This is a genomic window from Streptomyces sp. NPDC048664 (genome assembly GCF_040650555.1).
In the GTDB taxonomy this organism is placed as follows: domain Bacteria; phylum Actinomycetota; class Actinomycetes; order Streptomycetales; family Streptomycetaceae; genus Streptomyces.
In genome coordinates, this window is the sequence record NZ_JBEZHK010000010.1 from 136,148 (window position 1) to 159,065 (window position 22,918).

18 protein-coding genes and 1 tRNA gene are annotated in these 22,918 nt (G+C 73.0%); 12 read left to right on the plus strand and 7 right to left on the minus strand.

The genetic code is table 11. The features are described 5' to 3' along the window. The first annotated feature begins 148 nt into the window (after nt 1-148). The 3 genes from AB0C59_RS13840 (at nt 149) to AB0C59_RS13850 (ending at nt 1,762) form a co-directional block, all read left to right on the plus strand. Nucleotides 149-388 (plus strand): chaplin, encoded by a 240-nt coding sequence (locus AB0C59_RS13840; protein WP_363003972.1) that lies wholly within the window; start codon nt 149-151, stop codon nt 386-388. Nucleotides 389-724: 336 nt separating this feature from the next. Then, a complete protein-coding gene (locus AB0C59_RS13845) occupies nt 725-1,315 on the plus strand; it encodes a hypothetical protein (protein WP_363003974.1) in 591 nt (196 codons plus the stop codon). A gap of 159 nt (nt 1,316-1,474) precedes the next feature. After that, complete coding sequence (locus tag AB0C59_RS13850; protein ID WP_363003976.1) at nt 1,475-1,762, plus strand: hypothetical protein; 288 nt, start codon at nt 1,475-1,477, stop codon at nt 1,760-1,762. Between the two features lie 185 nt (nt 1,763-1,947). Here the strand turns inward: AB0C59_RS13850 and AB0C59_RS13855 are convergent. Next, nucleotides 1,948-2,020, minus strand: a tRNA-Arg gene (locus AB0C59_RS13855). A gap of 307 nt (nt 2,021-2,327) precedes the next feature. Between AB0C59_RS13855 and AB0C59_RS13860 the strand changes: the two genes are divergently transcribed. The 9 genes from AB0C59_RS13860 to AB0C59_RS13900 all read left to right on the plus strand — a co-directional run bounded on the left by AB0C59_RS13860 (nt 2,328) and on the right by AB0C59_RS13900 (nt 13,939). Further along, a complete protein-coding gene (locus AB0C59_RS13860) occupies nt 2,328-3,935 on the plus strand; it encodes a dynamin family protein (protein WP_363003978.1) in 1,608 nt (535 codons plus the stop codon). Next, on the plus strand, nt 3,932-6,157 hold the full coding sequence (locus tag AB0C59_RS13865) for a GTPase (RefSeq protein WP_363003980.1): 2,226 nt from the start codon (nt 3,932-3,934) through the stop codon (nt 6,155-6,157). Before AB0C59_RS13860 ends, AB0C59_RS13865 begins: the two co-directional genes overlap by 4 nt. Before the next feature lie 329 nt (nt 6,158-6,486). Next, nucleotides 6,487-7,011 carry a single-stranded DNA-binding protein gene (locus AB0C59_RS13870; protein WP_363003982.1) on the plus strand — a complete coding sequence of 175 codons (525 nt, stop codon included), beginning with the start codon at nt 6,487-6,489 and terminating at the stop codon, nt 7,009-7,011. A 336-nt stretch (nt 7,012-7,347) separates the two neighbouring features. Continuing rightward, complete coding sequence (locus AB0C59_RS13875) at nt 7,348-8,730, plus strand: TQXA domain-containing protein (protein ID WP_363003984.1); 1,383 nt, start codon at nt 7,348-7,350, stop codon at nt 8,728-8,730. Between the two features lie 356 nt (nt 8,731-9,086). Beyond that, nucleotides 9,087-9,890, plus strand: coding sequence for a hypothetical protein (locus tag AB0C59_RS13880; RefSeq protein ID WP_363003986.1), 804 nt, complete (start codon nt 9,087-9,089; stop codon nt 9,888-9,890). 138 nt (nt 9,891-10,028) lie between these two features. Next, nucleotides 10,029-10,979, plus strand: a complete 951-nt coding sequence (locus tag AB0C59_RS13885) for a class F sortase (RefSeq protein WP_363003988.1) — start codon at nt 10,029-10,031, stop codon at nt 10,977-10,979. A 186-nt stretch (nt 10,980-11,165) separates the two neighbouring features. Further along, entirely contained in the window at nt 11,166-12,830 is a 1,665-nt protein-coding gene (gene ettA / locus AB0C59_RS13890) for an energy-dependent translational throttle protein EttA (protein ID WP_363003990.1), read from the plus strand. Nucleotides 12,831-12,836: 6 nt separating this feature from the next. After that, a complete protein-coding gene (locus tag AB0C59_RS13895) occupies nt 12,837-13,247 on the plus strand; it encodes a thioesterase family protein (protein WP_363003992.1) in 411 nt (136 codons plus the stop codon). Beyond that, nucleotides 13,244-13,939: a hypothetical protein gene (locus AB0C59_RS13900; protein ID WP_363003994.1), complete on the plus strand. Its 696-nt coding sequence runs from the start codon at nt 13,244-13,246 to the stop codon at nt 13,937-13,939. Before AB0C59_RS13895 ends, AB0C59_RS13900 begins: the two co-directional genes overlap by 4 nt. A gap of 30 nt (nt 13,940-13,969) precedes the next feature. Here AB0C59_RS13900 and AB0C59_RS13905 read toward each other — a convergent pair whose 3' ends face one another. The 6 genes from AB0C59_RS13905 to AB0C59_RS13930 form a co-directional block, all read right to left on the minus strand. Next, the gene (locus AB0C59_RS13905; protein ID WP_363003996.1) at nt 13,970-14,383 is read right to left on the minus strand and encodes a globin; all 414 of its coding nucleotides are present in this window, start codon (nt 14,381-14,383) and stop codon (nt 13,970-13,972) included. 86 nt (nt 14,384-14,469) lie between these two features. Beyond that, nucleotides 14,470-15,891 (minus strand): FHA domain-containing protein, encoded by a 1,422-nt coding sequence (locus AB0C59_RS13910; protein WP_363003998.1) that lies wholly within the window; start codon nt 15,889-15,891, stop codon nt 14,470-14,472. 91 nt (nt 15,892-15,982) lie between these two features. Then, on the minus strand, nt 15,983-17,332 hold the full coding sequence (locus AB0C59_RS13915; protein WP_363004000.1) for a VWA domain-containing protein: 1,350 nt from the start codon (nt 17,330-17,332) through the stop codon (nt 15,983-15,985). Nucleotides 17,333-17,441: 109 nt separating this feature from the next. After that, nucleotides 17,442-18,821, minus strand: a complete 1,380-nt coding sequence (locus AB0C59_RS13920; RefSeq protein WP_363004002.1) for a protein phosphatase 2C domain-containing protein — start codon at nt 18,819-18,821, stop codon at nt 17,442-17,444. A gap of 3 nt (nt 18,822-18,824) precedes the next feature. Then, nucleotides 18,825-21,512 carry a tetratricopeptide repeat protein gene (locus AB0C59_RS13925; RefSeq protein WP_363004004.1) on the minus strand — a complete coding sequence of 896 codons (2,688 nt, stop codon included), beginning with the start codon at nt 21,510-21,512 and terminating at the stop codon, nt 18,825-18,827. Beyond that, a complete protein-coding gene (locus AB0C59_RS13930) occupies nt 21,509-22,831 on the minus strand; it encodes a hypothetical protein (RefSeq protein ID WP_363004006.1) in 1,323 nt (440 codons plus the stop codon). Before AB0C59_RS13930 ends, AB0C59_RS13925 begins: the two co-directional genes overlap by 4 nt. Nucleotides 22,832-22,918 lie beyond the last annotated feature (87 nt).

A 22,918-nucleotide genomic window follows, 5' to 3' on the forward strand; every position in this document is an offset into this window, starting at 1 on the left:
GACAGGGGCGCGCGGAGTGTCGAACGCGTAAAGCGCGGGGCTGTCGGACATCACTCCAAAGGAGGCGCAACCCGGGCGGGCACCCCGCAGTTGACTCTGCGTCGGGCATTCGGCCCGGCTGTTGTGACGATCCAAGGAGTATCTCTCCATGTCGCGTATCGCGAAGAGCCTGGCCCTGACCTCCGTTGCCGCTGCGGCTGTGGCGGGCGCCGCCGGCATCGCCGCCGCCGACAGCGGTGCCAACGGTGCCGCCGACAACTCTCCGGGCGTCCTGTCGGGCAACGTCCTGCAGGTCCCGGTGCACGTCCCGGTCAACGTGTGCGGGAACACGATCGACGTCGTCGGTCTGCTGAACCCCGCGTTCGGCAACTCCTGCGTCAACGGCTGACGCCTCAGGGCCTCTCGTGCGGATCACACCGGGCGGGCGGGGCTCCGCTCCCCGGTCCGGTCTGATCCGAACGAAGGACCCCGGCCGCCCCTTCTGCCGGCCGCTCTCCCCTGGAGGCGGCCGGTTGGCGTACCCGCCTGTGGGAAACGTACGGCCGACCGGCGGTACCCCGAACGGGCGGAGCGTCCCATGACGCGTTCGAACGGCCCCCCACCTGGGAAGACGCGCGAGACCGCGGAGCCCCACGACTACGGAGGGCGTTCGCCCGGTTGCAGGAGTCTTTGTCCCCTTTCACGGTGAACGCAAGCACGAAGGCTCACTACGAAGGGAACCCCCATGCGTGATCTGCCGGTGCGACGCCTTGCCTCCTCCGCCCTCTGCGCCGTGCTCGTGCTCGGCACGGCCGGATCCGCCGCCGTCGCCGCCGACACCTCGCCGCGCGGCCGCACCGAGGTGACCGCCCCCGTCGGCTCCGTCGACGGGCTCCGGGCGCGGATCCGGGATCTGGCCGACGCCGGAGGTGTCGTACCCCCGGTCGCCGATCTGCTCAACGCCGTGCTCAAGGCCCACGACGGGCGGCTGCCCGCGGACCGGGCCGCGAAGCTCGGCAAGGCGGTGAGGGACGCCATCGCCAAGGCCTCCGGAACCGCCGGCTCACCCTCGCCCACGCTCTCACCCGTGCAGGCCAATGCGCTCGCCGCCCTCCAGGACGCCGTGGACAAGCTGATCGCGACGGTCACCGCGGGAGACACGGGCCGGGTCCTGCCCGCGGCCGCGAACGTCCTGACCTCCCTGGTCAAGGTCGTCCTGTCCGGCGTGGCCGGAGGCCGCGTGCCGAGCCTTCCCGACCTGCCCACGCTGCCGCCGATGCCCCCGCTCCCTCCCATGCCGACCGTCACGGGGGTTCCTTCCAACGAGTCGGCCTGAGCCCGGCCGCCGTGGCGTGACGGCACCCGACGACCCCGCATGGCGGCAGGAATCCTGCCCATGCGGGGTTTCCGTGGGTCCGGGGGCTCGTTAGCCAGTTCGTACCCGTCTCGCGGTACCCATCTCCCGGTGACGTGAGTCGCCGCAGAAAGGAAGACGATGAAGTCCTTCAAGGCCGCCGCTGTCGTCGCCGGTTCCCTCGCCGTCACCGGTGTCTGCGCCCCCGCCTTCGCCCTCGACACCGCCCCCACCAGCGTCGGCGGCGCCCTGCAGACCGTCACCAGTCAGAAGTCGCTCGGCGTGAACCCCCTCTCGCACCGGTCCGACGGCCTGGACACCGAGAACAGGCACTCGCCGCTCAGCGCCGTGAAGACCGCCACGAACGACCTCAACGGCCCGAAGGGCCCCGCCCGGTTGCTCGGCGGCCTTCCGCTCAAGGGCCACTGAGGGCTCCGCGCCGCGGTCCGCGAACCGGGCGTCCGTCGAGGGCAGGGTGGAGGACCTCGAGGCGTTCCTGAAGGGCGAGTCGACGCGCCGCCTCCGCTGAGCCCCACCGCCCGAGCGACGAAGAGCCCGCCACGAGCAGTCGTGTGGCGGGCTACGGGTTTTTCCTCTGAGCTGTGAGGACGCGGCGCCCCCGGCAGGACTCGAACCTGCGGCCAAGCGCTTAGAAGGCGCCTGCTCTATCCACTGAGCTACGGGGGCCGGTGTGGTGGTCTGTCATGGTGCCCGGGTGTGGGCCCAGCCGTGACCTTGCCGGGCACAAGGATAGGGCTCCGGGTTCCTTGTCCCTGTCGCTTCGCCTCCGTGGCTCGATGTGGAGGTTCAGTGAAGCGATCCCGATAATCGCAGGCAGGTGCGAATCGTGCACGGCTTTTCGCACCCGGCGCGCCGGGTGTTGTGCACTCGTTATGCCTGTGTCCCGGTCATCCCTTCCATCCCATGTGTCCTGTCGGCGCGCAGGCACCGCCATATGCTTCAGAAAGACGCCAAAATTGGGCATTCTTCGCATGTGGTGACCTTGGACGTACGGCCTCAGCTGCTCGACACACTCTCCGTCCTGCGCGACCGTGTCGCTGCCGCACGCTTCCCGTTGCCCCTCCAGGGGGCTCCCCGCGCGCGTGCCAACCGCGACGAACTTCTCGCACAGCTCGACGACTACTTGGTGCCCCGGCTGAGAGAGCCTGAAGCGCCTCTGCTGGCCGTCATCGGCGGATCCACCGGTGCCGGCAAGTCGACCCTCGTCAACTCGCTCGTGGGGCGAAGAGTCAGCGAGGCCGGCGTGCTGCGGCCCACCACCCGCACGCCGGTCCTGGTGTGCCATCCCGAGGACCACCACTGGTTCAGCGGCATGCGCGTGCTGCCCGACCTCACCCGCGTCTGGGTTCCTCACCAGGAGACCGACGACGATCTGCACGACATCGTCGGGAGCCAGGAGCGCGTCCTGCGGATCGAGACCGCGGACAGCCTCCCGCGCGGCCTCGCCCTCCTGGACGCACCCGACATCGACTCGCTGGTCGCCGGCAACCGGGTCCTGGCCGCCGAACTGATCAGCGCGGCCGACATCTGGGTCCTGGTCACCACCGCCGCCCGGTACGCCGACGCCGTGCCCTGGCATCTGCTGCGGACCGCCAAGGCGCACCGGGCGACCCTGATCACCGTGCTCGACCGCGTGCCGCATCAGGTCGTGTCCGATGTGTCGCGGCAGTACGGCGCCCTCCTGACGAAGGCCGGACTCGGCGAGGTGCCCCGGTTCACGGTGCCCGAACTGCCCGAGTCCGCCTGGGGAGGAGGCCTCCTGCCGGCCACGGCCGTCGCCCCTCTGCGCGCCTGGCTCACCTACCAGGTGCACGACCCCGCCGCCCGCGAGGCGGCGCTCTCCCGGACCGCGCAGGGAGTCCTGGACTCGCTCAGGTCCCGGATGCCCGAACTCGCCGGTGCCGCCGCCGCGCAGTACGCCGCCGCCCTCCGCCTCACCGCGGCCGTCGAGTCCGCCTACGACCGTGAGCACGCGCGCGTACGCAGCCGGTTGAAGTCCGGTGCCGTCCTCGCGGGCGACGCCCTGAGGCGGTGGCGCGGCTATCCCCTGGACTCCACCGCGGGTGAACTGCTGGACGCTCTCACCGAGAGCCTGGGTGTCCTGCTGCTGTGCGCCGTCACCGCCGCCGACGAGCACATCGACGAGGCGTGGCGCCGTGAGCCGGGCGCGGGAACACCGGGGTTGACGCACCGTGACCCCGAGCCGGAGAGCGCCGAGCACCGTATCGGGGTGACGGTACGGCGCTGGCGGCGCGTCCTTGAGGAGTACACCGAGGAGCAGGTGCGCGACCTGGACAAGAGCGGCGCGCAGGACGCCGAGTCGGTGACCGCCCTCGCCGCCACCGCACTGCTGGGTGGGCGCCGGGCCGGGGCGGCCGGTGAGGAGCTGGCCGAACGGCTCGGGGTGCAGGCCGCGTTGCGGTTGCGCGACCGCGCCCTGCGGCTGCTGTCCGAGTACGTCGACAGGGCGCTGCGGACCGAACGCGAGCGCCGCCTCGCCCCCTTGGACGCCCTGGACGTCAACGCCGAGCACCAGGCCGAACTCATCGCGGCACTGTCCGTACTGCAGAAGGAGAGGTGACCGCGGTGGCTGGCGTCACTGACCGCACGGATCACGAACACCCCGGGGGCGAGCGCCGGTCGGGGGCCGACGGCCGGGACCAGGCCCAGGCCCAGGCCCGGGCTCAGGCCCGGGTCCAGAGCCGGGCCGACGATCGGACGGCGGCTGAGCGCGGCACCACCTCGCGCACCCCCGCCGACGCGCACCGACATGGACACGGACCCGCGGACGCGGAGCGCGAGCACGGCGTCCGCGACGGTGACGAGGCGCACGGCGGGGCCGCGGACACGGGGGACGGGGGCGCGCGGGGCGGTGCCCGAGCGGCCCGATCACCGGAACGGGCACCGCACGCGCGCGTGGGCGACGACGTCCCGTACGCGCGCGAGCCGTACGACGCACCGCGCGTCCACGCGGAACACCACCAGGACGTCGTCCTCCACGCGCGCGTGGAGGACGACGCGGACCCGGGCGCCAGGAACGACGACGGGCAGGGACACGCCCGCGCCGCGGAGGGCGACCGCACGGGCGGCGCCGGGACGGCGACCGCCTGGGACGACGGACTGATCGCCCGACGCCTGCCTGAGGCGGCCGACACGCCGGAGGCGATCACGATCGTGGAGCCCCGCTCCCCGGGGCCGCGCACGTCCGAGCCGCTCGTGTACGAGGAGGCCCTGCGCGCACGGCTGGACGCACTGCGGGAACTGGTGGGCCTGTCGCGCACCCGTCTGGACGGCGACACCCTGGCCGAGGCGGGCCGTGTGCTCGACGAGGCCGCCGCGCGCCGCGAACTCTCCGGCGAGCACACCGTCGTCGCCATCGCGGGAGCCACCGGCAGCGGAAAGTCCACCCTGTTCAACGCGCTGGCCGGGGTGGCCCTCTCGGATACCGGTGTGCGTCGGCCGACGACGGCGGCGCCCATCGCCTGTACCTGGGGCGACGGCGCGGCCTCGCTCATCGAGCGGCTCGGCATCCCGGGGCGGCAGCGCAGACGTCCCGTGCAGACGCCGGACGGCGAGCCGCAGCTCCAAGGGCTCGTCCTGATCGACCTGCCGGACCACGACTCCGCGGCGGTCGAGCACCGGGACCAGGTGGATCGCGTCCTGGCCCTGGTGGACGCGGTCGTGTGGGTCGTCGACCCGGAGAAGTACGCCGACGCCGTCCTGCACGAGCGCTATCTGCGGCCCATGGCGGGACACGCCGAAGTCATGTTCGTCGTCCTCAACCAGGTGGACCGGCTGCCGGGAGAGGCGGCCGAGCAGGTCCTCGACGATCTGCGCAGGCTGCTCGACGGCGACGGCATCGCGCTGGGCGAGTACGGCGAGCCGGGTGCGACCGTGCTCGCCCTGTCCGCTCTCACCGGGGACGGCGTGGGCGAACTGCGTGAACTGCTCGGTCAGTTCGTGGCCGATCGCGGGGCGGCGGGGCGCCGGATCCGTGCCGATGTGGACGCAGCGGCCGCTCGGCTGCGGTCCGTCTACGCGACCGGTGGTCGCGGCGGGCTCAGCGAGGAGGCCCGCGAGGAGTTCACCGAGCGGCTCACGGAGGCGGTGGGGGCGACCGCCGCCGGTGAGGCGGCCGAGCGCGAGTGGCTGCGCAACGCGAGCCGTGCGTGCGGCACTCCGTGGCTGCGGCTGTGGCGGTGGTGCCGCGAACGGCGCGAACCGTCCACGGGCAGGCTGCTGGTACGCATGCCCGTGCAGGGCGAGGGGACGGACCGCCAGCGCGTGGAGCAGGCCGTACGGACGGTGGCGGACCAGGCCGCGGCGGGTATGCCGGCGCCGTGGGCGCAGGCGGTGCGGGAGGCCGCGTCGCGCGGCGCGCACGGGTTGCCGCAGGCGCTGGACGAGCTGACGGCGGTCGCCGCCGCCCCGCAGGCGCGGCCGCCGCGCCCCGGCTGGTGGACCGCGGCCACGGTCGTCCAGGCGGCGATGGCGCTGCTGCAGGTCCTCGGCGTGCTGTGGATCGTGGCCCAGCTCGTCGGGTTCCTGCCGTCGCAGTTCACGCTCGCGGCGCTGCTGGTGGCGGCGGGCACCGCCGGGGGTCCCGTGGTCGAGTGGGGCTGCGGGATGGCCGCGCGCGGTCCGGCCCGCAGACACGGCGTCGAGGCGGGGCGGCGGTTGAGAGAGGCGGCGGCCGGGTGCGGACGTGCCCATGTGCTGGACCCGGTGGCGGCGGAAGTGCTGCGGTACGGGGAGGTGCGGGAGGAGTTCGTGAAGGTGGCAGGCGCCGGTCCGGGGACGTGAGCGCGGACCGGCGGCGGTGAGGCACGCGGCTGAGGCGGGACGGGGGCGGGACGGAGCGGGGCCGTGCGGTGTGGCGTCGGAGCCGATCGTTCGGGTGACCAGGTTGTCCACAGGCCGGGGGTGGCCCACAGGGCTCAGCGGGTTCGAGCCGACGGAGGCAGTCTGATCTCGCGACGGGCCGTGGGGCTCACGACCGTGGGGCCCACGACCCGTCGTACGGACGGCGGTCTGCCACGGCGCACGACCGCCGTGGCGGACGCATCCGTACGGGACGGGCCCGTACGCGTCGAGCCCCGGCGCGCACGGCGGGGCGAGGGAGGGAACCTCACATGAACGAGACGACGGTGTGTGTCGTCGGCAACGTCGCGACGCAACCGGTGTACCGGGAGTCGCCGACCGGCCCCACGGCGCGGTTCCGGCTGGCGGTGACGGCGCGCTACCTGGACCGCGAGAAGAACGAGTGGACGGACGGGCACACCAACTTCTTCACGGTGTGGGCGCGGCGCTCCCTGGCCACGAACGTCGGCGCGTCCGTGTCCGTCGGTGATCCGCTGGTCGTCCAGGGGCGGTTGAGGGTGCGGACCGAGCAACGGGACGGTCAGGGATGGCTGTCGGCGGATCTGGACGCGGCGGCGATCGGACACGACCTGTCGCGGGGCACCTCGGCCTTCCGTCGCGCGAACCGGACCGAGCCGCAGTCCGGAGTCCACGCGGGAGCCGGGGGTGACGTCGCGCCGCGGTCAGAGCCGGAGCCCGAGTGGGAGACGGCCCCGCCCGGTCCGCCGGGGCCGGTCGACGGCGACCGGCACGACCCGGTGCCGCAACCGCACCTGGAGGGCGCAGGCGTGACGTGACGTCATGTGGGGGCGCCTCCTCCGCCCGGCGGCCCAGTAGAGGGTGACTGTCCGCTTATCGCCCCATGCATCCGATGGGTCCCATGAATCGTTCAACGCCCGGACGATCCCTATGTCATTCATGGATAAGCGCAGTTCACAGGCGGTGTGGGCGATAACGATTCCGAGTCGGATCGGTTATCCGACGACATGACCGGGGAGGGCGGCGCGCCGCGTCCTTAGGATGCCGGAGGTAGCTCTTGGGGCTTCTGATTCTGCTGGTGGGACCCCGCCCCCCACGTCAACGGGTCCTGCTCGAAGGGGAATTCTGTGTTTTCTTCGCTCTCTGTGCGGTTCGTGCGCAGGCGAGGGGCCGCTCGCCTCGCCGCCGCGCCCCTGGTGTCCGGCCTCGTCGCGGCCGGGCTGATGGCCACCGCGGGAGCGGCCGTCGCCGACGGGGTGCCGCAGAGCGAGGGCGGGGCGAGCGCGACCCTGGACGGACTCAAGGTGTTCGGCTCCGCCGTCGTGCACGACGACGGCACCGACCGGCCGGTCTCCGCGGGCCTGTTCGAGATGTCCGTGGACGGCGGCGGCACCCTGCAGACGTACGGCGTCGACATCCAGAGCCCGGCGCAGCGGGACGCCAAGTACCACGAGACGTCCTGGAGCGGCACCTCCCTGAACGGCAACAGGAACGCAGGCAAGATCCGCTGGATCCTGGACAACTCCTACCCGCAGGTCAACGACCTGGCGGCGCTCGCCGCCAAGGCCGGGGCCAAGGGCCTCACCGAGCAGGACGCGGCCGCCGGCACGCAGGTGGCGATATGGCGGTACTCGGACGGGGCGCGTGTGGACGCGGTCGACCCCCAGGCGGAGAGGCTCGCCGACTACCTGGAGAAGCGGGCCGTCGCCGTCCCCGAACCGGCGGCGTCCCTGACGCTCACCCCGCCGGCGGTCTCCGGCCACCCCGGTGAGCGCCTCGGCCCGGTCACGGTGCACACGAACGCCGACAGCGTCGCGGTGGCCCCCCCGACGGACCTGGCGGCCGCGGGCGTCAAGATCGTGGGGAACGACGGCAGGAAGGTCACGTCGGCGGTCGACGGCAGCCGCGTCTACTTCGCGGTGCCGACCGGCGCGCGGGACGGCGCGGCCGAGATGACCGTGCAGGCGTCGACCACGGTGCCGGTCGGCCGGGCCTTCGCCTCCGACGCCCGCAGCCAGACGCAGATACTCGCGGGCTCCAGCGAGTCGACCGTCTCCGCCACGGCGACGGCGGACTGGGCCGAGGAGGGCGCGATACCCGCGCTGTCGGCGTGGAAGGACTGCGCCAAGGGCGGCGTGGACATCACCGGGGTGAACAAGGGGGACGACGCCTTCAGGTTCGCCCTGATGGGTGCCGAGTACGCCATCGCGGCGGGCGGGACCCGGACGGTGACGATCCCGTTGCAGGAGGACCAGGCGTATGACTTCATGATCAAGGAACCGGGCGGCGGCCAGAAGTGGTTCAAGGGGGTGTTCGACTGCGAGACCAAGACCAGCACCGGCGGTCTCGCCGCGCAGACACTCAGTCAGCCCAGTCCCGCCACGGTGGGCGGGGTGGCTGCCCCGGACACCAACCTCGCTGAGACGGGCACGTCGAGCACGACCCCGATCATCACCGGCACGGCCATCGCGCTGGTCGTCATCGGTGGCGCGGTCCTCGTCCTGCTCCGTCGCAGGCAGTCGCCGACGCACGACTGACATCACAGAGTGTCAGGCTCTGGGTTGTTCCTGGGTGGGAGTGTCCCCGTCCGGCGGCGATGAGTTGCGAAAGGAACTGATGTCGTGTCATCGAACGTATGGGTGAAGCGTGTCGGCGCCCGACCGCGGTTCGACGGGACGGCCATTCGGGGTGGGGGCTGCTGCTGAAGGGGGTGCCGCCGACCGGGTTACTTTTCGGCCTGGAGGCACTCGGAGGGAGTACGAGCCGACACTATTTTCGTGTCCTGCGGTGGTGGGGCGTGGTCATCGGGTTGATGGTGATCACGGTGCTGCTGCGAATCCGCTGTGCCGGCGTGGTGTCGGCCTTCGCGGTGGCAGCGAAAGGACTACCGCTGATGAGAGTGACCCGGACCATGTTCGCCTCCGTGGCGATCGCCGCGGCCGTCGCGTTCTCGGCGCCCGTCGCGCACGCCGCTTCGGCGGTTCAGCTGCGGGCTTCTGACGACGGCTCTTCCCACAGCCAGAGACACGAGACGTCCAGGGGTGAGGAGTCCAGAGGCGAGCACGCGAGAGGCCAGGAAGCGAACGGCGACGAGGCGAAGGGCAACGAGGGAAGGGGCGCGCACAGGCACGGCCCGGCCGGCGACGAGGACCGCGGTGACGAGGGTCGCGGCGGCGAAGGCCGTGGGGACGAGGGTCGCGGTGACGAGGGTCGTGGCGACGAGGCGCGCGGTGACGAGGCGTCGGGTGGCGACGACCAGGGGCTGGGCGGGAGCGAGGACGAGGGCGCCCGCGAGCACGGCCGGCACCACCACGACGCGAGGCAGCCGAGCGGTGGAGTGCGTGCCGGTGGCGGTGCGCTCGCCATGCGCAAGGCCGATGACGGCGACTCGGGGTACGACCCGTCGGCCGACTCGGACAGCGCCGCGGACCCCATGGCGGGTGCCGAGGACGGGAGCCAGGGCGACGACCAGCAGGGTGACGACCAGCAGGGCGACGAGGACCACCACGGTCGCCACCACCACGGGCACGACCACGGCCAGGCGGGCTCGCCGCGCGGTGGCGTGCACGCCGGTGGCGGCGGTCTGGCCCAGTCCGGCGGTGGTCTGGCCGCGGGCTCGGTGCTGCTGCTCGGAGGCCTCGGGGCGGGTGCGTACATGCTGCGCCGCCGGGGCGCGTCGGGTGCCGTAGGGGCCTGACCGGCTGGTGAGCACCGGCTTCCGTGTGGTCGCGGCCGTTGTCGCTCTGCGAAGGGTGACGACGGCCGCCGCTGCGGTCCAGGTGCCCGCCGTTCGGCCCGCCGATGTCCGACCCCCGCCGACGAAAGGCATTGCCCGATGGCCCTGACGCAGTCGACCGTGCCGGGTGAGACCCGGAGCAGGCCCACCACCGGCCGTGCTCTGCTCTGGCCGGCCGCGGCGGTGGGGCTCGGCGCCCTGCTCATCCACCACTCGCTGAGCAGCCCCGAGGACCTCAAGCCACCGACTCCGCCGACGGCCGTCGCCCAGCCCGCGGACATCGTCCCGCCGTCCCAGACCCCTCCCCCCGTGGACGTCACCCCGCCGGCGGTCGCCCCCGCGGCCACGGACGGCGCCTCGCCCTCGGCCGTCGTCCCGCCGATGGCCAACCCGGCGCGGCCCGTGCCGAACGGGGCGACGCAACGCGCGTTGTGGGAGCCGAAGCGGCTCCTGATCCCGACCATCGGGGTGAACGCCCCCTTCATGGGGCTGTCCCTCGCGGCCACCGGGCAGTTGAACGCGCCGCCCGTGAACAACACCAACCTGGTCGGCTGGTACCAGGACGGGGTGGTCCCGGGGCAGCGGGGGGCGTCGATCGTGGTGGGGCACGTCGACACCAAGACCGGTCCCGCGGTGTTCGTGCTGCTGCGCTTCCTCAAGGCGGGCAGCCAGGTGAGGATCGACCGGGCGGACGGCAGCGTCGCCCGTTTCAAGGTCGACTCCGTCGAGACCTTCAGCAAGGCGAACTTCCCCGACGACCGGGTCTACGGCGCCACGTCCACCTCCCAGCTGCGCCTGATCACCTGCGGCGGCATCTACAACCACACCGCCCATGACTACGAGTCCAACGTGGTGGTCTTCGCGCACCTCGACTCGGTCGAGGAGCCGGCGGTCCCGTCCCTGCCGCCTGTGCCCACGCGGCAGCCGTCCGACCGGCTCCCGCAGCCCTTCAGCCTGGTCACCCGGCAGCCGGGCCCGGTCCCGCAGCAGCCCGGCCCGGTCCAGGGGACGCCCCGCACGGACGACCTGGTGTCCCTGCCCCTGGACTGAAACCGGCCTCCGACGGCCCGAGGGGCGGCGCAGCCCACCGAAGGTGACCTTCCGACCACCCGGGGCCGCCAGCGAAAGCCCAGGTCAGGGCCCTCGGGTCGGACGGGTTTCCGCCCGGGGGTGGCGGTGCGGCAAGATGGGGTGTATCTGCCCACTGCCAGATTTCAAGCTGCCGGACGGTTTCTCTTGGCTGAGTTCATTTACACCATGCGCAAGGCGCGCAAAGCGCACGGCGACAAGGTGATCCTCGACGACGTCACCCTGAGCTTCCTGCCAGGTGCCAAGATCGGCGTCGTCGGCCCGAACGGCGCCGGCAAGTCGACGGTCCTCAAGATCATGGCCGGTCTTGAGCAGCCGTCCAACGGTGACGCCTTCCTCACCCCCGGGTACAGCGTCGGCATCCTGCTCCAGGAGCCCCCGCTGAACGAGGAGAAGACCGTTCTGGAGAACGTCCAGGAGGGTGTCGCCGAGATCAAGGGCAAGCTCGACCGGTTCAACGAGATCGCCGAGCAGATGGCGGTCGAGTACACCGACGAGCTGATGGAGGAGATGGGCAGGCTCCAGGAGGACCTGGACCACGCCAACGCGTGGGACCTGGACTCCCAGCTGGAGCAGGCCATGGACGCCCTCGGCTGCCCCCCCGGGGACTGGGCCGTCACCAAGCTCTCCGGTGGTGAGAAGCGCCGCGTCGCGCTGTGCAAGCTGCTGCTGGAGCAGCCCGACCTGCTGCTGCTCGACGAGCCCACCAACCACCTGGACGCCGAGTCGGTGAACTGGCTGGAGCAGCACCTGGCCAAGTACGAGGGCACGGTCGTCGCCGTCACCCACGACCGGTACTTCCTGGACAACGTCGCCGGCTGGATCTGCGAGGTCGACCGCGGCCGTCTGCACGGCTACGAGGGCAACTACTCCAAGTACCTGGAGACCAAGGCCACCCGCCTCAAGGTCGAGGGCCAGAAGGACGCCAAGCGGCAGAAGCGGCTCAAGGACGAGCTGGAGTGGGTCCGCTCCAACGCCAAGGGGCGCCAGGCCAAGTCCAAGGCGCGTCTGGCCCGCTACGAGGAGATGGCGGCCGAGGCGGACAAGATGCGGAAGCTGGACTTCGAGGAGATCCAGATCCCGCCGGGCCCGCGTCTGGGCAGTGTCGTGGTCGAGGTGGACCAGCTCAACAAGGCCTTCGGCGAGAAGGTCCTGGTGGACGGGCTCAGCTTCACCCTGCCGCGCAACGGCATCGTCGGTGTCATCGGTCCGAACGGCGCGGGCAAGACCACGCTGTTCAAGATGATCCAGGGGCTGGAGACGCCCGACGCCGGTTCGATCAAGGTCGGCGAGACCGTCAAGATCTCGTACGTCGACCAGAGCCGCGAGAACATCGACCCGAAGAAGACACTGTGGGAGGTCGTCTCCGACGGCCTGGACTACATCAACGTCGGCCAGGTCGAGATGCCCTCGCGCGCGTACGTGTCCGCGTTCGGCTTCAAGGGCCCGGACCAGCAGAAGCCGTCCGGTGTCCTGTCCGGCGGTGAGCGCAACCGCCTCAACCTCGCGCTCACCCTCAAGCAGGGCGGCAACCTGCTGCTCCTCGACGAGCCGACCAACGACCTCGACGTCGAGACCCTGTCCTCCCTGGAGAACGCCCTTCTGGAGTTCCCGGGCTGCGCCGTGGTCGTCTCCCACGACCGCTGGTTCCTGGACCGTGTCGCCACCCACATCCTCGCCTACGAGGGCGAGTCCAAGTGGTTCTGGTTCGAGGGCAACTTCGAGTCCTACGAGAAGAACAAGATCGAGCGCCTCGGCCCGGACGCGGCCCGTCCGCACCGAGCCACCTACAAGAAGCTGACGCGAGGCTGATCGATCTTGCGGCATCTCTACCGCTGCCCGCTGCGCTGGGCGGACATGGACGCGTACGGCCACGTCAACAACGTGGTGTTCCTCCGCTATCTGGAGGAGGCCCGTATCGACTTCCTGTTCCGCCCGGACAAGGATTTCCAGCAGGGGTCCGTGGTGGCACGCCATGAGATCGACTACAGGCGGCAGTTGGTCCACCGGCACACGCCGGTGGACATCGAGCTGTGGGTCACCGAGATCAGGGCCGCGTCCTTCACCCTCGCCTACGAGGTGAAGGACCCGGACCAGGTCTACGTCCGCGCCTCGACCGTGATCGTGCCGTTCGACTTCGAGGCCCAGCGGCCACGCCGTATCACGGCCGAGGAGCGGGAGTTCCTCGCCGGGTACCGGGACGGCGACGAGGAGGCCGTCGCCGCATGACGGGACGGACGGTGCTCCCACTCGCCGACGACGGGGAGGCGGCGGACCTCGCCGCCTTCCTCGCCCGGCTGATCCACTACGACCGCGCCGCCTCCGTACGGCTCCAGGCGAGCGGGACCGCGCTGGCGGTGTTCGGGCGCCCGCCGTCGTTCGAGGTGCTCGCGGTGCGTTCGGTACGGCTCGCCAAGCCGTACGAGAACGGGCTGGAGGACCGGCTCGACGTGACCGTCTCCGCAGGCGAGTTGCTGGAGTGCGTGGACGAGCGCGCGGCGACCGCGGCCGTCCCGGCGGCGGTCACGGGCCCTGCGTGGGCCGGGATCCTGCCACCGCGCGGAGGCTGGCGGCCCGAGCCGGGACTGCCCGCGCCCGACGCCCTGCGGGCCACCGTCGGGGCAGCCGTCGCCGAGTTCCGCGCCCGGACACAGGAGCTGGCGCCCGAGCGGCGCACACGCGCCGAACTCGACCGGATCGGCCGGGAGATCTGGTCCCGCACGGTCGCGGACACCGGGCTGCCCGTGCGGGCCCTGCACGCGGCGCAGTCGCTCGGCTTCCTGCGCCCCGCCCCCCGGTCGCCGGGCGTCGAGCCGCTCGGTCTGTTCTCCTCGGGTGCCTGGCTCCGGCTGCGCATGCCCTACGGGTCGGTCGCCGTCCGCAGGGCGGGGCTCGGGGCCCTGGACGTCAGCGTCCGCTGATCCTGCCCGACTCCGGCCCCGGCGCGCGCCTCACTCCGGGGTGTTCACCATCGACGCGGCGGCGTACGTCAGGTAGTTCCACAGCGTCGTCGTCTGCTCCGCGGAGAGGCCGAGCTCGTCCACGGCCACCCGCATGTGCCTGAGCCAGGCGTCGTGCGCGGCCTGGTTCACGGTGAAGGGCGCGTGCCGCATGCGCAGGCGCGGATGCCCGCGGTTCTCGCTGTACGTCGTCGGGCCGCCCCAGTACTGGATCAGGAACAGGGTGAGGCGCTCCTCGGCCGGGCCCAGGTCCTCCTCGGGATACATGGGCCGCAGGACCGGGTCCTCGGCGACGCCCTCGTAGAAACGGTGCACGAGGCGGCGGAAGGTCTCCTCACCGCCGACCTGCTCGTAGAAGGTCTGCTCCTGAAGTGTGCCGCGCCGAATCTCTCTCACGTGCTCCATGGTCTCAGACAGGGCGACGGAGGACTCCGGGCTTAGGACCGCCGCCCCTGTCCGCCGGTGCGGACAGGGGCGGCGGCAGTCGTGTCTCAGCCGCGGTGGATCGTGATCGTCGTCCAGGCGCCCACGTGCACCCGGTCCCCGTCCCGCAGGGGGACCGGCACGAAGGGCTGGATGGGCTCCTCGCCGCCGTTGACCGTGGTGCCGTTCGTCGAGTTCTGGTCGACCACCGCCCAGGACCCGTCCGGCTGCTGGACCAGGAGCGCGTGCTGGTGCGAGACGCCCGGGTCCTCGGGGGGGACCGCCAGGTCGATGTCGGGGGTGTCCCCGGTGGAGTGCCGGCGGCGGCCGATGGTGATCTGCTCGCCGGTGAGCGTGCGCTGCTGCTCCGGGGAGTACGCCGGCAGGTTGAGGCCCGCCGCCTCGGGGCCGGAGCGGTGCATCATCGCCATGAAGTACTCGCGGTCCGGACCGATGGTCGCGGTCCAGGTCGCCGACTGCTGCTCGTACGGCGCCTGCTGCTGCTCGTAGGGCGGCGCAGAGGCCTGGGCGGACCCCGGGCCCGGGTAGCCGTAGCCGCCGCTCTGCGGTGCGCCGGAGGACGACGGCGGTGGGATCAGCCAGTCGTCGTCGCCCCCGCCGAACGCCGAAGCGCCGGGCTGCGTCGGCGCGGGCGGGAAGCCCTGCTGGGCGCCGCCCTGCGCGGGCGGCGGAGCCGGGGGCTGGAACGCCGAGGGGGGACCGCCGTGGAACGCCGAGGGCGCGCCGGGCGCACCGGTCTGCTGCGGGCCGCCCGGAGCACCAGGGCCGCCGGGACGGCCGCCGAAGCCGCCAGGGCCGCCGAAGCCGCCGGGACCACCCGGGCCGCCGGACGTGGGCGCGGGCGGCGGGGCCGGACGCGAGGGGTCCGCGCCGAAGCCGGAGGCGGGGTCCGACCCGAAGCCCCCGGGACGGGAGGGGTTCTCGCCGAACGGCGACGGCCGCGAGGGGCCCTCACCGAAGGCGGGCGGCCGCGAGGCGGAGGCGCCGAAGCCGGTCAGCCCGGACGGCTCGTCGCCGAAGGGGCCCGGCGGAATGGGTTCCGCGGGCCGGTTCACGCGCGAGGGCCGGGACCGCTCGTAGTCGAACGGGTCGATCCCGGGCGCGGTCTGCCCGCCGCCCTGCTGGAAACGCACCCCCGGACCCGGCGCGGGCGGCCGGGGCGCGGCGGGGGTGTAGGAGGTCGCCGTGTTGGTCAGGAAGTTCCACCGGCACTCCTCGCAGAACGGCGCACCGCCCTCCCGGGGCGTGCGGCACTGCGGGCAGAGCTCCGGCTCCAGGTCCGGCACGGCGGACAGCGGGCGCCCCCCGGGCCGGCCGCCGGCCTGCGGCGGAGGAGAGCCGGGCGGCGGGTAGCCGTATCCGGCGGGCGGCGGGGGTGGCGGCGGGGGTACGGCACCGGCCATACGGTGACCGCAGACCTCGCACCAGTCGTCGGAACCCGACTGGTGTCCGTTCGGGCAGGTCGGCATGTCGGCGCTTCCCCCTCTCCTTCTCCGGCCCCTCGGACCGGTGTGGTTCTCCGACCCTTCGGGCCGGGCTCGCTGTCGGCGGACGTTCAGGTCACTTCTTCACACGAACGGTCTTCGTGGACCGGGTCTCGAGAGTCATCTCGTCGGCCTGGGCGACCTTTGTCTTCAGTCGCACAGTACCTGTCGCCGCGTCGACCACGTCCACCACCTTCGCAAGCAGTTTCGCAGTATCCGCGTTCCCCGAGGCGCCGGCCAACTGGACGGCACGTCCCAACTTGGCCGTCGCGCCGTCGAAATCGCCCACTTTGCGAAGATCGAGGCCCTGTTGGATGACCTCCGCCAGTTCGGCCTGGCCCGTGTAGTGCGCGACCTGGGGGTTGATCGAGGTCGACGCCGACATGTCGTCGGTCCACACGGCCCGTACCAGCCCCTGCGCGCCCAGGCTCAGCGCGGCGCCCTCCTCGCCCTGCGGGATCACCAGCGAGACCCGGGCGGCCAGCATCTCCTGGCCGACGGCGGCGGCCGGCACCCGGACGCACACGTGGTAGTCGCGGGACTCGTCGCCCCAGGAGCCGGTGGGGTAGTCCCCGGCGCGCGGACCGGCTTCCGCCCGGCGGTCGGTCAGCTCCTCCACCGCGGGCGCCACCTGCTTGACGAAGGCGACCTGCGCGCCGACCGGTGTCCACAGCCGCAGCGCGACATCGGCGACCTCCTTGCCCATGGCCGTCTCCATCATGTGCGTGAAGTCGGCGGACAGGGCGGCCGGGTCGGCGACGATGTCGGCGGTGCCCAGCAGCGCGGAGGCGATCTGGGTGACCTCCTTGACCTCCCAGTCGGTGCCCACCCCCCGCGCGTCGCAGGTGAAACGGCCGGCGCAGTCCTCCAGCGCGGCCCTCAGGTCCTCGGGCGACTCGTGTTCGTTGCGGCCGTCGGTGAGCAGGATGCCGTGCCGGATGGAGACGTCCGCGGACGACAGCAGCCGGTCGGCCAGCCGCAGCCAGGTGCCGATCGCGGTGCCGCCGCCCGCGCCGAGCCCCCGCAGCGCCTGCTTGGCCTGGTCGCGCGTCGTCGCGTCGGCGACGGCGAGCCTGCCGCCGCCCGGGTAGACCTCCTTGGCCACATGGGTGCCGCCGATCACCGAGAAGTGCACACCGTCGCGGAGCGTGTCGACGGCGGCGGCGGTGGCCTCCCGCGCGCCGCGCATCTTGGTCGGCGGGTGGTCCATCGAACCCGAGCAGTCCACCATGATCGCCACGGCCGCGCTCGGGCCGTTCCCGGGCGTGTACAGGTGGGGCGCCGCGACCGCGCCGCCGACCGTGCCGCCGCCGGTCGCCGTCACCGTCACGATGGCGTTGACCTCGCTGCCGCCCTGCGGCAGGTACTCGTTCTGGTACACGTCCACCGAGAACCGCGGCACACTCGACTTCGAGAAGTTGGCCATGACTCGTCCGATCCCCCTCAAGAACCCCAACGTCGTGGGGCGATGACTGAACGCGGACCGGTCCCCTCCGGTCCGTGGGCGGCCCGCGCCCGGGGCCGGGCCGCTTCCCTCAGGCGGATCCTGCCCCCTGCGGCGCGGCGGGGAACGGGAGGACCGCCACTGTTACGTTGTCGTGGCCCCCGCCGTCCAGGGCGTGGCCCACCAGTACCTGAGCGGCGTGCAGCGGACGGTTCGCCGCCTCGGGCGGCACCACCTCGGCCATCTCCTCGGCCGCCTCGGCGTAGTTCCACAGCCCGTCGGTGCACACCACCACCACGCCCGGCCGGTCCGGCTTGAAGGAGGCGGTGTGCGGCTCCAGTTCGTAGGCGTCGGCGCCGAGCCATCCGGTGATCGCGTGGGCACGCTCGTCGGCGTACGCCTCGGCCTGGCCCATCAGGCCCGCGGCGACCATCTGCGCGGCCCAGGAGTCGTCCTCGGTGAGGCGGGCCGGGGGAGCGGAGCGGTCGGCCGGGACCCAGTAGGCGCGGCTGTCGCCGACCCAGCCCACGACCAGCAGACCGGCGGCGACGATGGCGCCGACGAGGGTGCAGGCGGGCGCGTTCTGGTGCGGGGAGTGCTCCTGGGCCGTCTCCGGTTCGACGGCCAGCGCGTTGACGGCGTACGACGCGGCCATGATCGCGTCGTGCATCGCCTGCTGGGGGTGGGTGCCGTGCGGGAGGGCGTCGAGCAGCGTCTCGTTCGCGGCCCGGGCCGCGGCCAGGGAGGCCTCGTCGGGGCGGGTCGCCGAGGACACGCCGTCGCAGACGATCGCGATGGCGGCGGGCGTCCCGTCGGCCAGCGCCGCCTGCGAGACGGTGAACGCGTCCTCGTTGCGGTGGTGGCGAAGACCCCGGTCGCTGACCGCGGCGATCGTGCCCGACTCCTGCTCGACATGGTCGCGTTCGCGTGGCTGGGCGTGGCCGCAGTGCTCGCAGTAGCCGTCGCTGTCCACGGTGCCGGCGCGGCAGGCCACGCAGACCCTGGTGCCGGCGGGGGGCGCGAGGGGGCCGGCGGTGCGCGGGTCGACGGGCTCGGGGGCCGCGAGGTGGTAGTCCGCCTCGGCCCCGGCGCCCGTGGAGTCCGCGGGCCGGTCCAGCCGTACGCCCCTGGACTCGTCCGGCGCGGGCGCGGGCGCGAGGTGGGGGTCGGCCGGCTCGGACAGGTCGGAGCCGCCGGAGTCCGTGCCGGGGATGTCGGCCGGCACATGCAGGGGGGCGGCCGCGCTCGCGGCGCTCGCGGGCGCGGCGGTGGGCCAGGCGCCCGCGGGCTCCGCGCTCCGGGGAGCGGGCGTTCGCGTGCCGTTCATGGTGAGCGTAGGGGTGTCCTCGGGCGGGGCGGGCACCACCGAGAGGTCGTACCCGCAGGCGCCGCAGAAGCGGTCGCCCTCCTCAAGGGGCTCCTCGCAACTGGGGCACCGCGAAAGCGCCGTCGGCTGGGGCATCTGGGACATCGATCACACCCACGTCCGGGGGCGGTAACGGTTTGCACGTTCCACCAGGTTGATCCTCTCCTCGCCGCCCTGGGCGAGTCTGGCCAGCATCCGGTACGAGCGCTCCAGGCCGAACCGGAGGCCGCGTTCGTCCAGTGGACTGCCGAGCAGCGCCCGGCCGTCCGCGGAGGCCGACGCGGAACCCCGGCCGGCCGGACCCTGGCTACCGGAGAGTACCCAGTCCAGCGCACAGCCGAGGACCTCTGTGGACAACCGCTCGCGCCGTACGGCGTCCAGGCCGTACGACTCCAACGCCTGTACCTGGCCCGCGGCGGCCACCAGGTCGTCCAGGACGGCCGGGTCGGGGTCCGCGTCCGCACGCCGCCGCAACCGCGCCCGCACGGCGGCGACACGGGCGGCGGTGTAGTGGATGGACGCCTCCGGCACCGACTCCAGGCTGCGTACGGCGCCACGCCGGTCCCCGGCGGCGAACTGCACGCGGGCCAGCCCGAAGGCCGAGCTGACATAGCTGGGGTCGGTGGTCCAGACGAGGCCGTAGTACTCGGCGGCGTTGTCGAGCTGGCCGAGGACCTCGGCGCACAGGCCGAGGGCCAGCTTCGGCGCGGGCTCGCCGGGAAAGGCGTCGTAGATCGCGTCGAAGGAGAGCGCGGCGTCCTCGTGGTCGCCCGTGACCAGTGCGGTGACCCCGCGGTACCAGACGACCCGCCAGTCCTCGGGGTGGTCCGTGGCCAGCGCCTGGAGCGCCCGGCCCGCGGCGTCCGTGTCGCCCATCTCCAGGCGGGCGCGCAGCTCGCGCAGACCCAGTTCGGGGGAGCTCGCCGGGGCCGCCCGCAGCGCGGTGATCAGCTCGGCGGGCGCGGAGGCCATGAGGCCGGCGAGGAAACCGGCGTTGGGGTCGCCGGGGTCGACGAGGGGCACCGGCAGCGTGAGCGCCGCGGCGGCGGTGTCGACGGGCTTGACCACGGCGGCACCCGACGAGGCGGCGCCGGCGCCGCCCGCTCCCGGGAGGGCGCTCGCGGTCGCGCCGTGCGGGCCCGGGTCCGTGCGCGCGCCCGACGGCGCGATCTGGTGCGGGATGACGACGCCGGACGCCGGACGTCCGGCGCCCGCCGCGATCCCGCACCGACGCCGCGCCGGCACCCCTCTGGCCCCGAGCCGCGAGACGTCACCGTCCGGCTTCGGGAACAGCTCCGTGTCCGTGACCTTGAGCTCGGGGCCGAACTGCGTCGACAGGGCGGGCCGCGGACGGCCCGTCTGCAGCGCGACGACCTCGCGCAGCACCCCCGTCAACTGCTCCGACATCTCCTGCGCGGACGCGAACCGGCGCGCCGGATCGGGGTCGGTGGCCCGCACCAGCAGCCGGTAGAAGGACTCGTACCGTCCGAAGACCTCGACGGTGCCCGGGTCGGGCAGGGAGTCCACGTGGAAGCTCGTGTAGCCCTGGAAGTCGAAGGTGAGCACCGCGAGGGTGCGCGCGACCGTGTAGAGGTCGCTCGCCACCGACGGGCCGATCTCCGCGACCTCCGGCGCCTGGTATCCCACCGTGCCGTAGATGGCCGACTCCTCGTCGTCCATCCGGCGTACCGCGCCCATGTCGATCAGCTTGAGCTGGTCCTCCGTCTGGATGGCGTTGTCGACCTTGAAGTCGCAGTACAGCAGATTGCGGCTGTGCAGATGTCCGAGGGCCTCCAGCGCCTCGATGCCGTACGCGCAGGCCTGTTCCACCGGCAGCGGATCCCTGCTGCCGTCCGCCGCGCGGCGCGAGTTGGCGATGTCCTTGAGCGACTTGCCGCCGACGTACTCCATCACGATGTAGCCGTCGAGCGAGCCGGTGCGCTGGTCGAGGTGCTCCACGAAGTTGTAGATGCGCACGATGTTGGAGTGCTCGATCTCCGCGAGGAAGCGGCGCTCGGAGATCGCCGCGGCCATCGCGTCCTGGTCGCCCGTGTCGAGCAGGCCCTTGAGGACCACCCACCGGTCGGAGACCGCGCGGTCCACGGCGAGGTAGACCCAGCCGAGCCCGCCGTGCGCCAGACAGCCCGCGACCTCGTACTGGCCGTGCACGATGTCGCCGGCCCGCAACTTGGGCACGAACGAGTACGGGTGGCCGCACTTCGTGCAGAACCCCTCCGTGCGCCCCGCCCGTTCGCCGCGCGCACGCCCCACCGGGGCCCCGCAGTCGGAGCGCGAGCAGAAACGCTTGCGCTCGGGTACCTCGGGGTTCTCCAGCGCCATGGCGTGCGGATCGGGCCGCGGGACGTCCGGCACCTGGACGAGGCCGAGGCCGAGCCGGCCGCGCCCGGAACCACCGGACGCCGAACCCGAACTGCGCACCGACACCGACTGGCTCGTGGACCTGCCGGTCAGCCGCCCGGACACCGAACGCCGGGACTGCGAGGAGCGCGAGGAGGCACGGCTGGACGAACCCCGGGAGTCGGGGCCGCCCCCGGTGATCCCCGTCGCCGGTGAGGCGATCATGCCCTCCCGCGGTTCCTGCCATCCCCGCGACTCCCTGGAGCCGTGCGACCCTCGCGTCTCCTCGGACGCCCCGCTCCGCTCGGACCCGGTGGCACCCCTGGCCGCGACGACCGGGGCGAGCCCGCAGGTGTCGCAGTACAGCTCGCCGCCGCCCATGTCCTCGTACGACCCCTCGCAGCCGGGCCGCTGACAGGTCTGCCCTTCCTGGCTCACGCTTCCCCCCTCCGGTCGTCCGGCGCGTCCTGGTGGGGCACACGCTGGCCGAACTGCTCGGCAGCCGCCCGCTGGTAGCGCAGCACCGCCCCCTCGGCCGCCCGCAGATCGCAGGGCGCGCTCCACAGCATGCGGCGCGCCGCGTCGTACCGCTCGATCAGCAGCGGGTCCTCCGCGAGACCGTGCCGGGCCACCTTCGCCTTGTAGGCGTCGAGTCGGCCGCGCAGTTCCGCGCGGACCGCGAGCGGCGCGGTGACGGCCGTCAACGACTCGCGGGCCCGCAGCAGTTCGTCCTCCGCCCGCTGCTCCAGCGACTCCAGCAGCGGTGACAGGCGGTGCCACTGGGCGTGCCTGCGGTACTCGGCGGCCGTCGCGAGCTGCTCCTGGAGCGCGGTCGGCGGGCCGCTGACCGCGGGCACCTCCGAGGCCGCGATCTTCGCGAGAACCTCCCCGCGGGCGCTGCGGGCCTCGGCCAGAGTGCGGTCCGCGCGGCTGAGCAGGTCGCGCAGCTTCACCAGCCGTGTCTCCGCGTCCTGGCGGACCGTCAGCACCGCGTCGATCTCGCGGCGCACCTCCTCCAGGGCGCGGGCCTCACGGTCGTACGTCGCCGTGTCCGGACGGCCGCCGCCCGGGGCCGAACTCCCCTGCGCCGGAACCCAGTACGCGAGCGGATCGGAGACGACCTCCTGACGCAGCCTCGTCAGTACGCGCGTGATGCGCTCCAGGTCGTCCCCCGCCGGGTGCTCCGCGGGACGCACCCCCACCGAGTGCGCGAGCCGGCGGGTGCGCTGCAACTCCGCGGCCAGTAAATCGATCCGGGCGGGCAGCGCCGACCACACCGCGTCGGCCGCGACGACCAGGTCGAGCGAGGCCGCGTACAGCTCGTTCATCCGCTCCACGAGCCGCGCCAGCGTGAACTGCTCGCTCAGCTTTCCGGTGCCCGTCAGCGACACCGCGCCCGCGGACACCGCCGTGCCGTCCGCGACGGTCACGCCCGCGCCGTGCAGCAGCTCGGTCAGCTCGGTCAGATCCTCGCGGCTGGACCAGCGCCGCCGGGCACGGATCTCCCGCGCCCGACGCAACGCGGCGGTGTAGGCGTCGAAGTACGTCCACAGCAGGGTGATCGAGGCTTCGGCCGACGCCCAGCGCTCCTTGGTGACGCCGGTCAGCTCGGCGCCTTCGAGGAGCCTGCGGCCCGCGTGGTCCTGCAGGGCGAGGAGCGAGGTCTCTATGGCCTCGTGCTCCGCGCCGAGCCGCGCCAGCGCACGGTCCACCTCGTCCCGGTCCAGCACCGGACCGGTGGGTCCCGTGGCGCCCATCGATCACCCCTCGTCTCGTCGTGTCCCGCGCGCGTGTCCGGTGCGCCGGGCCGCTCGGTGACTCTCCAGTGGTACCAGGTCGTTCGG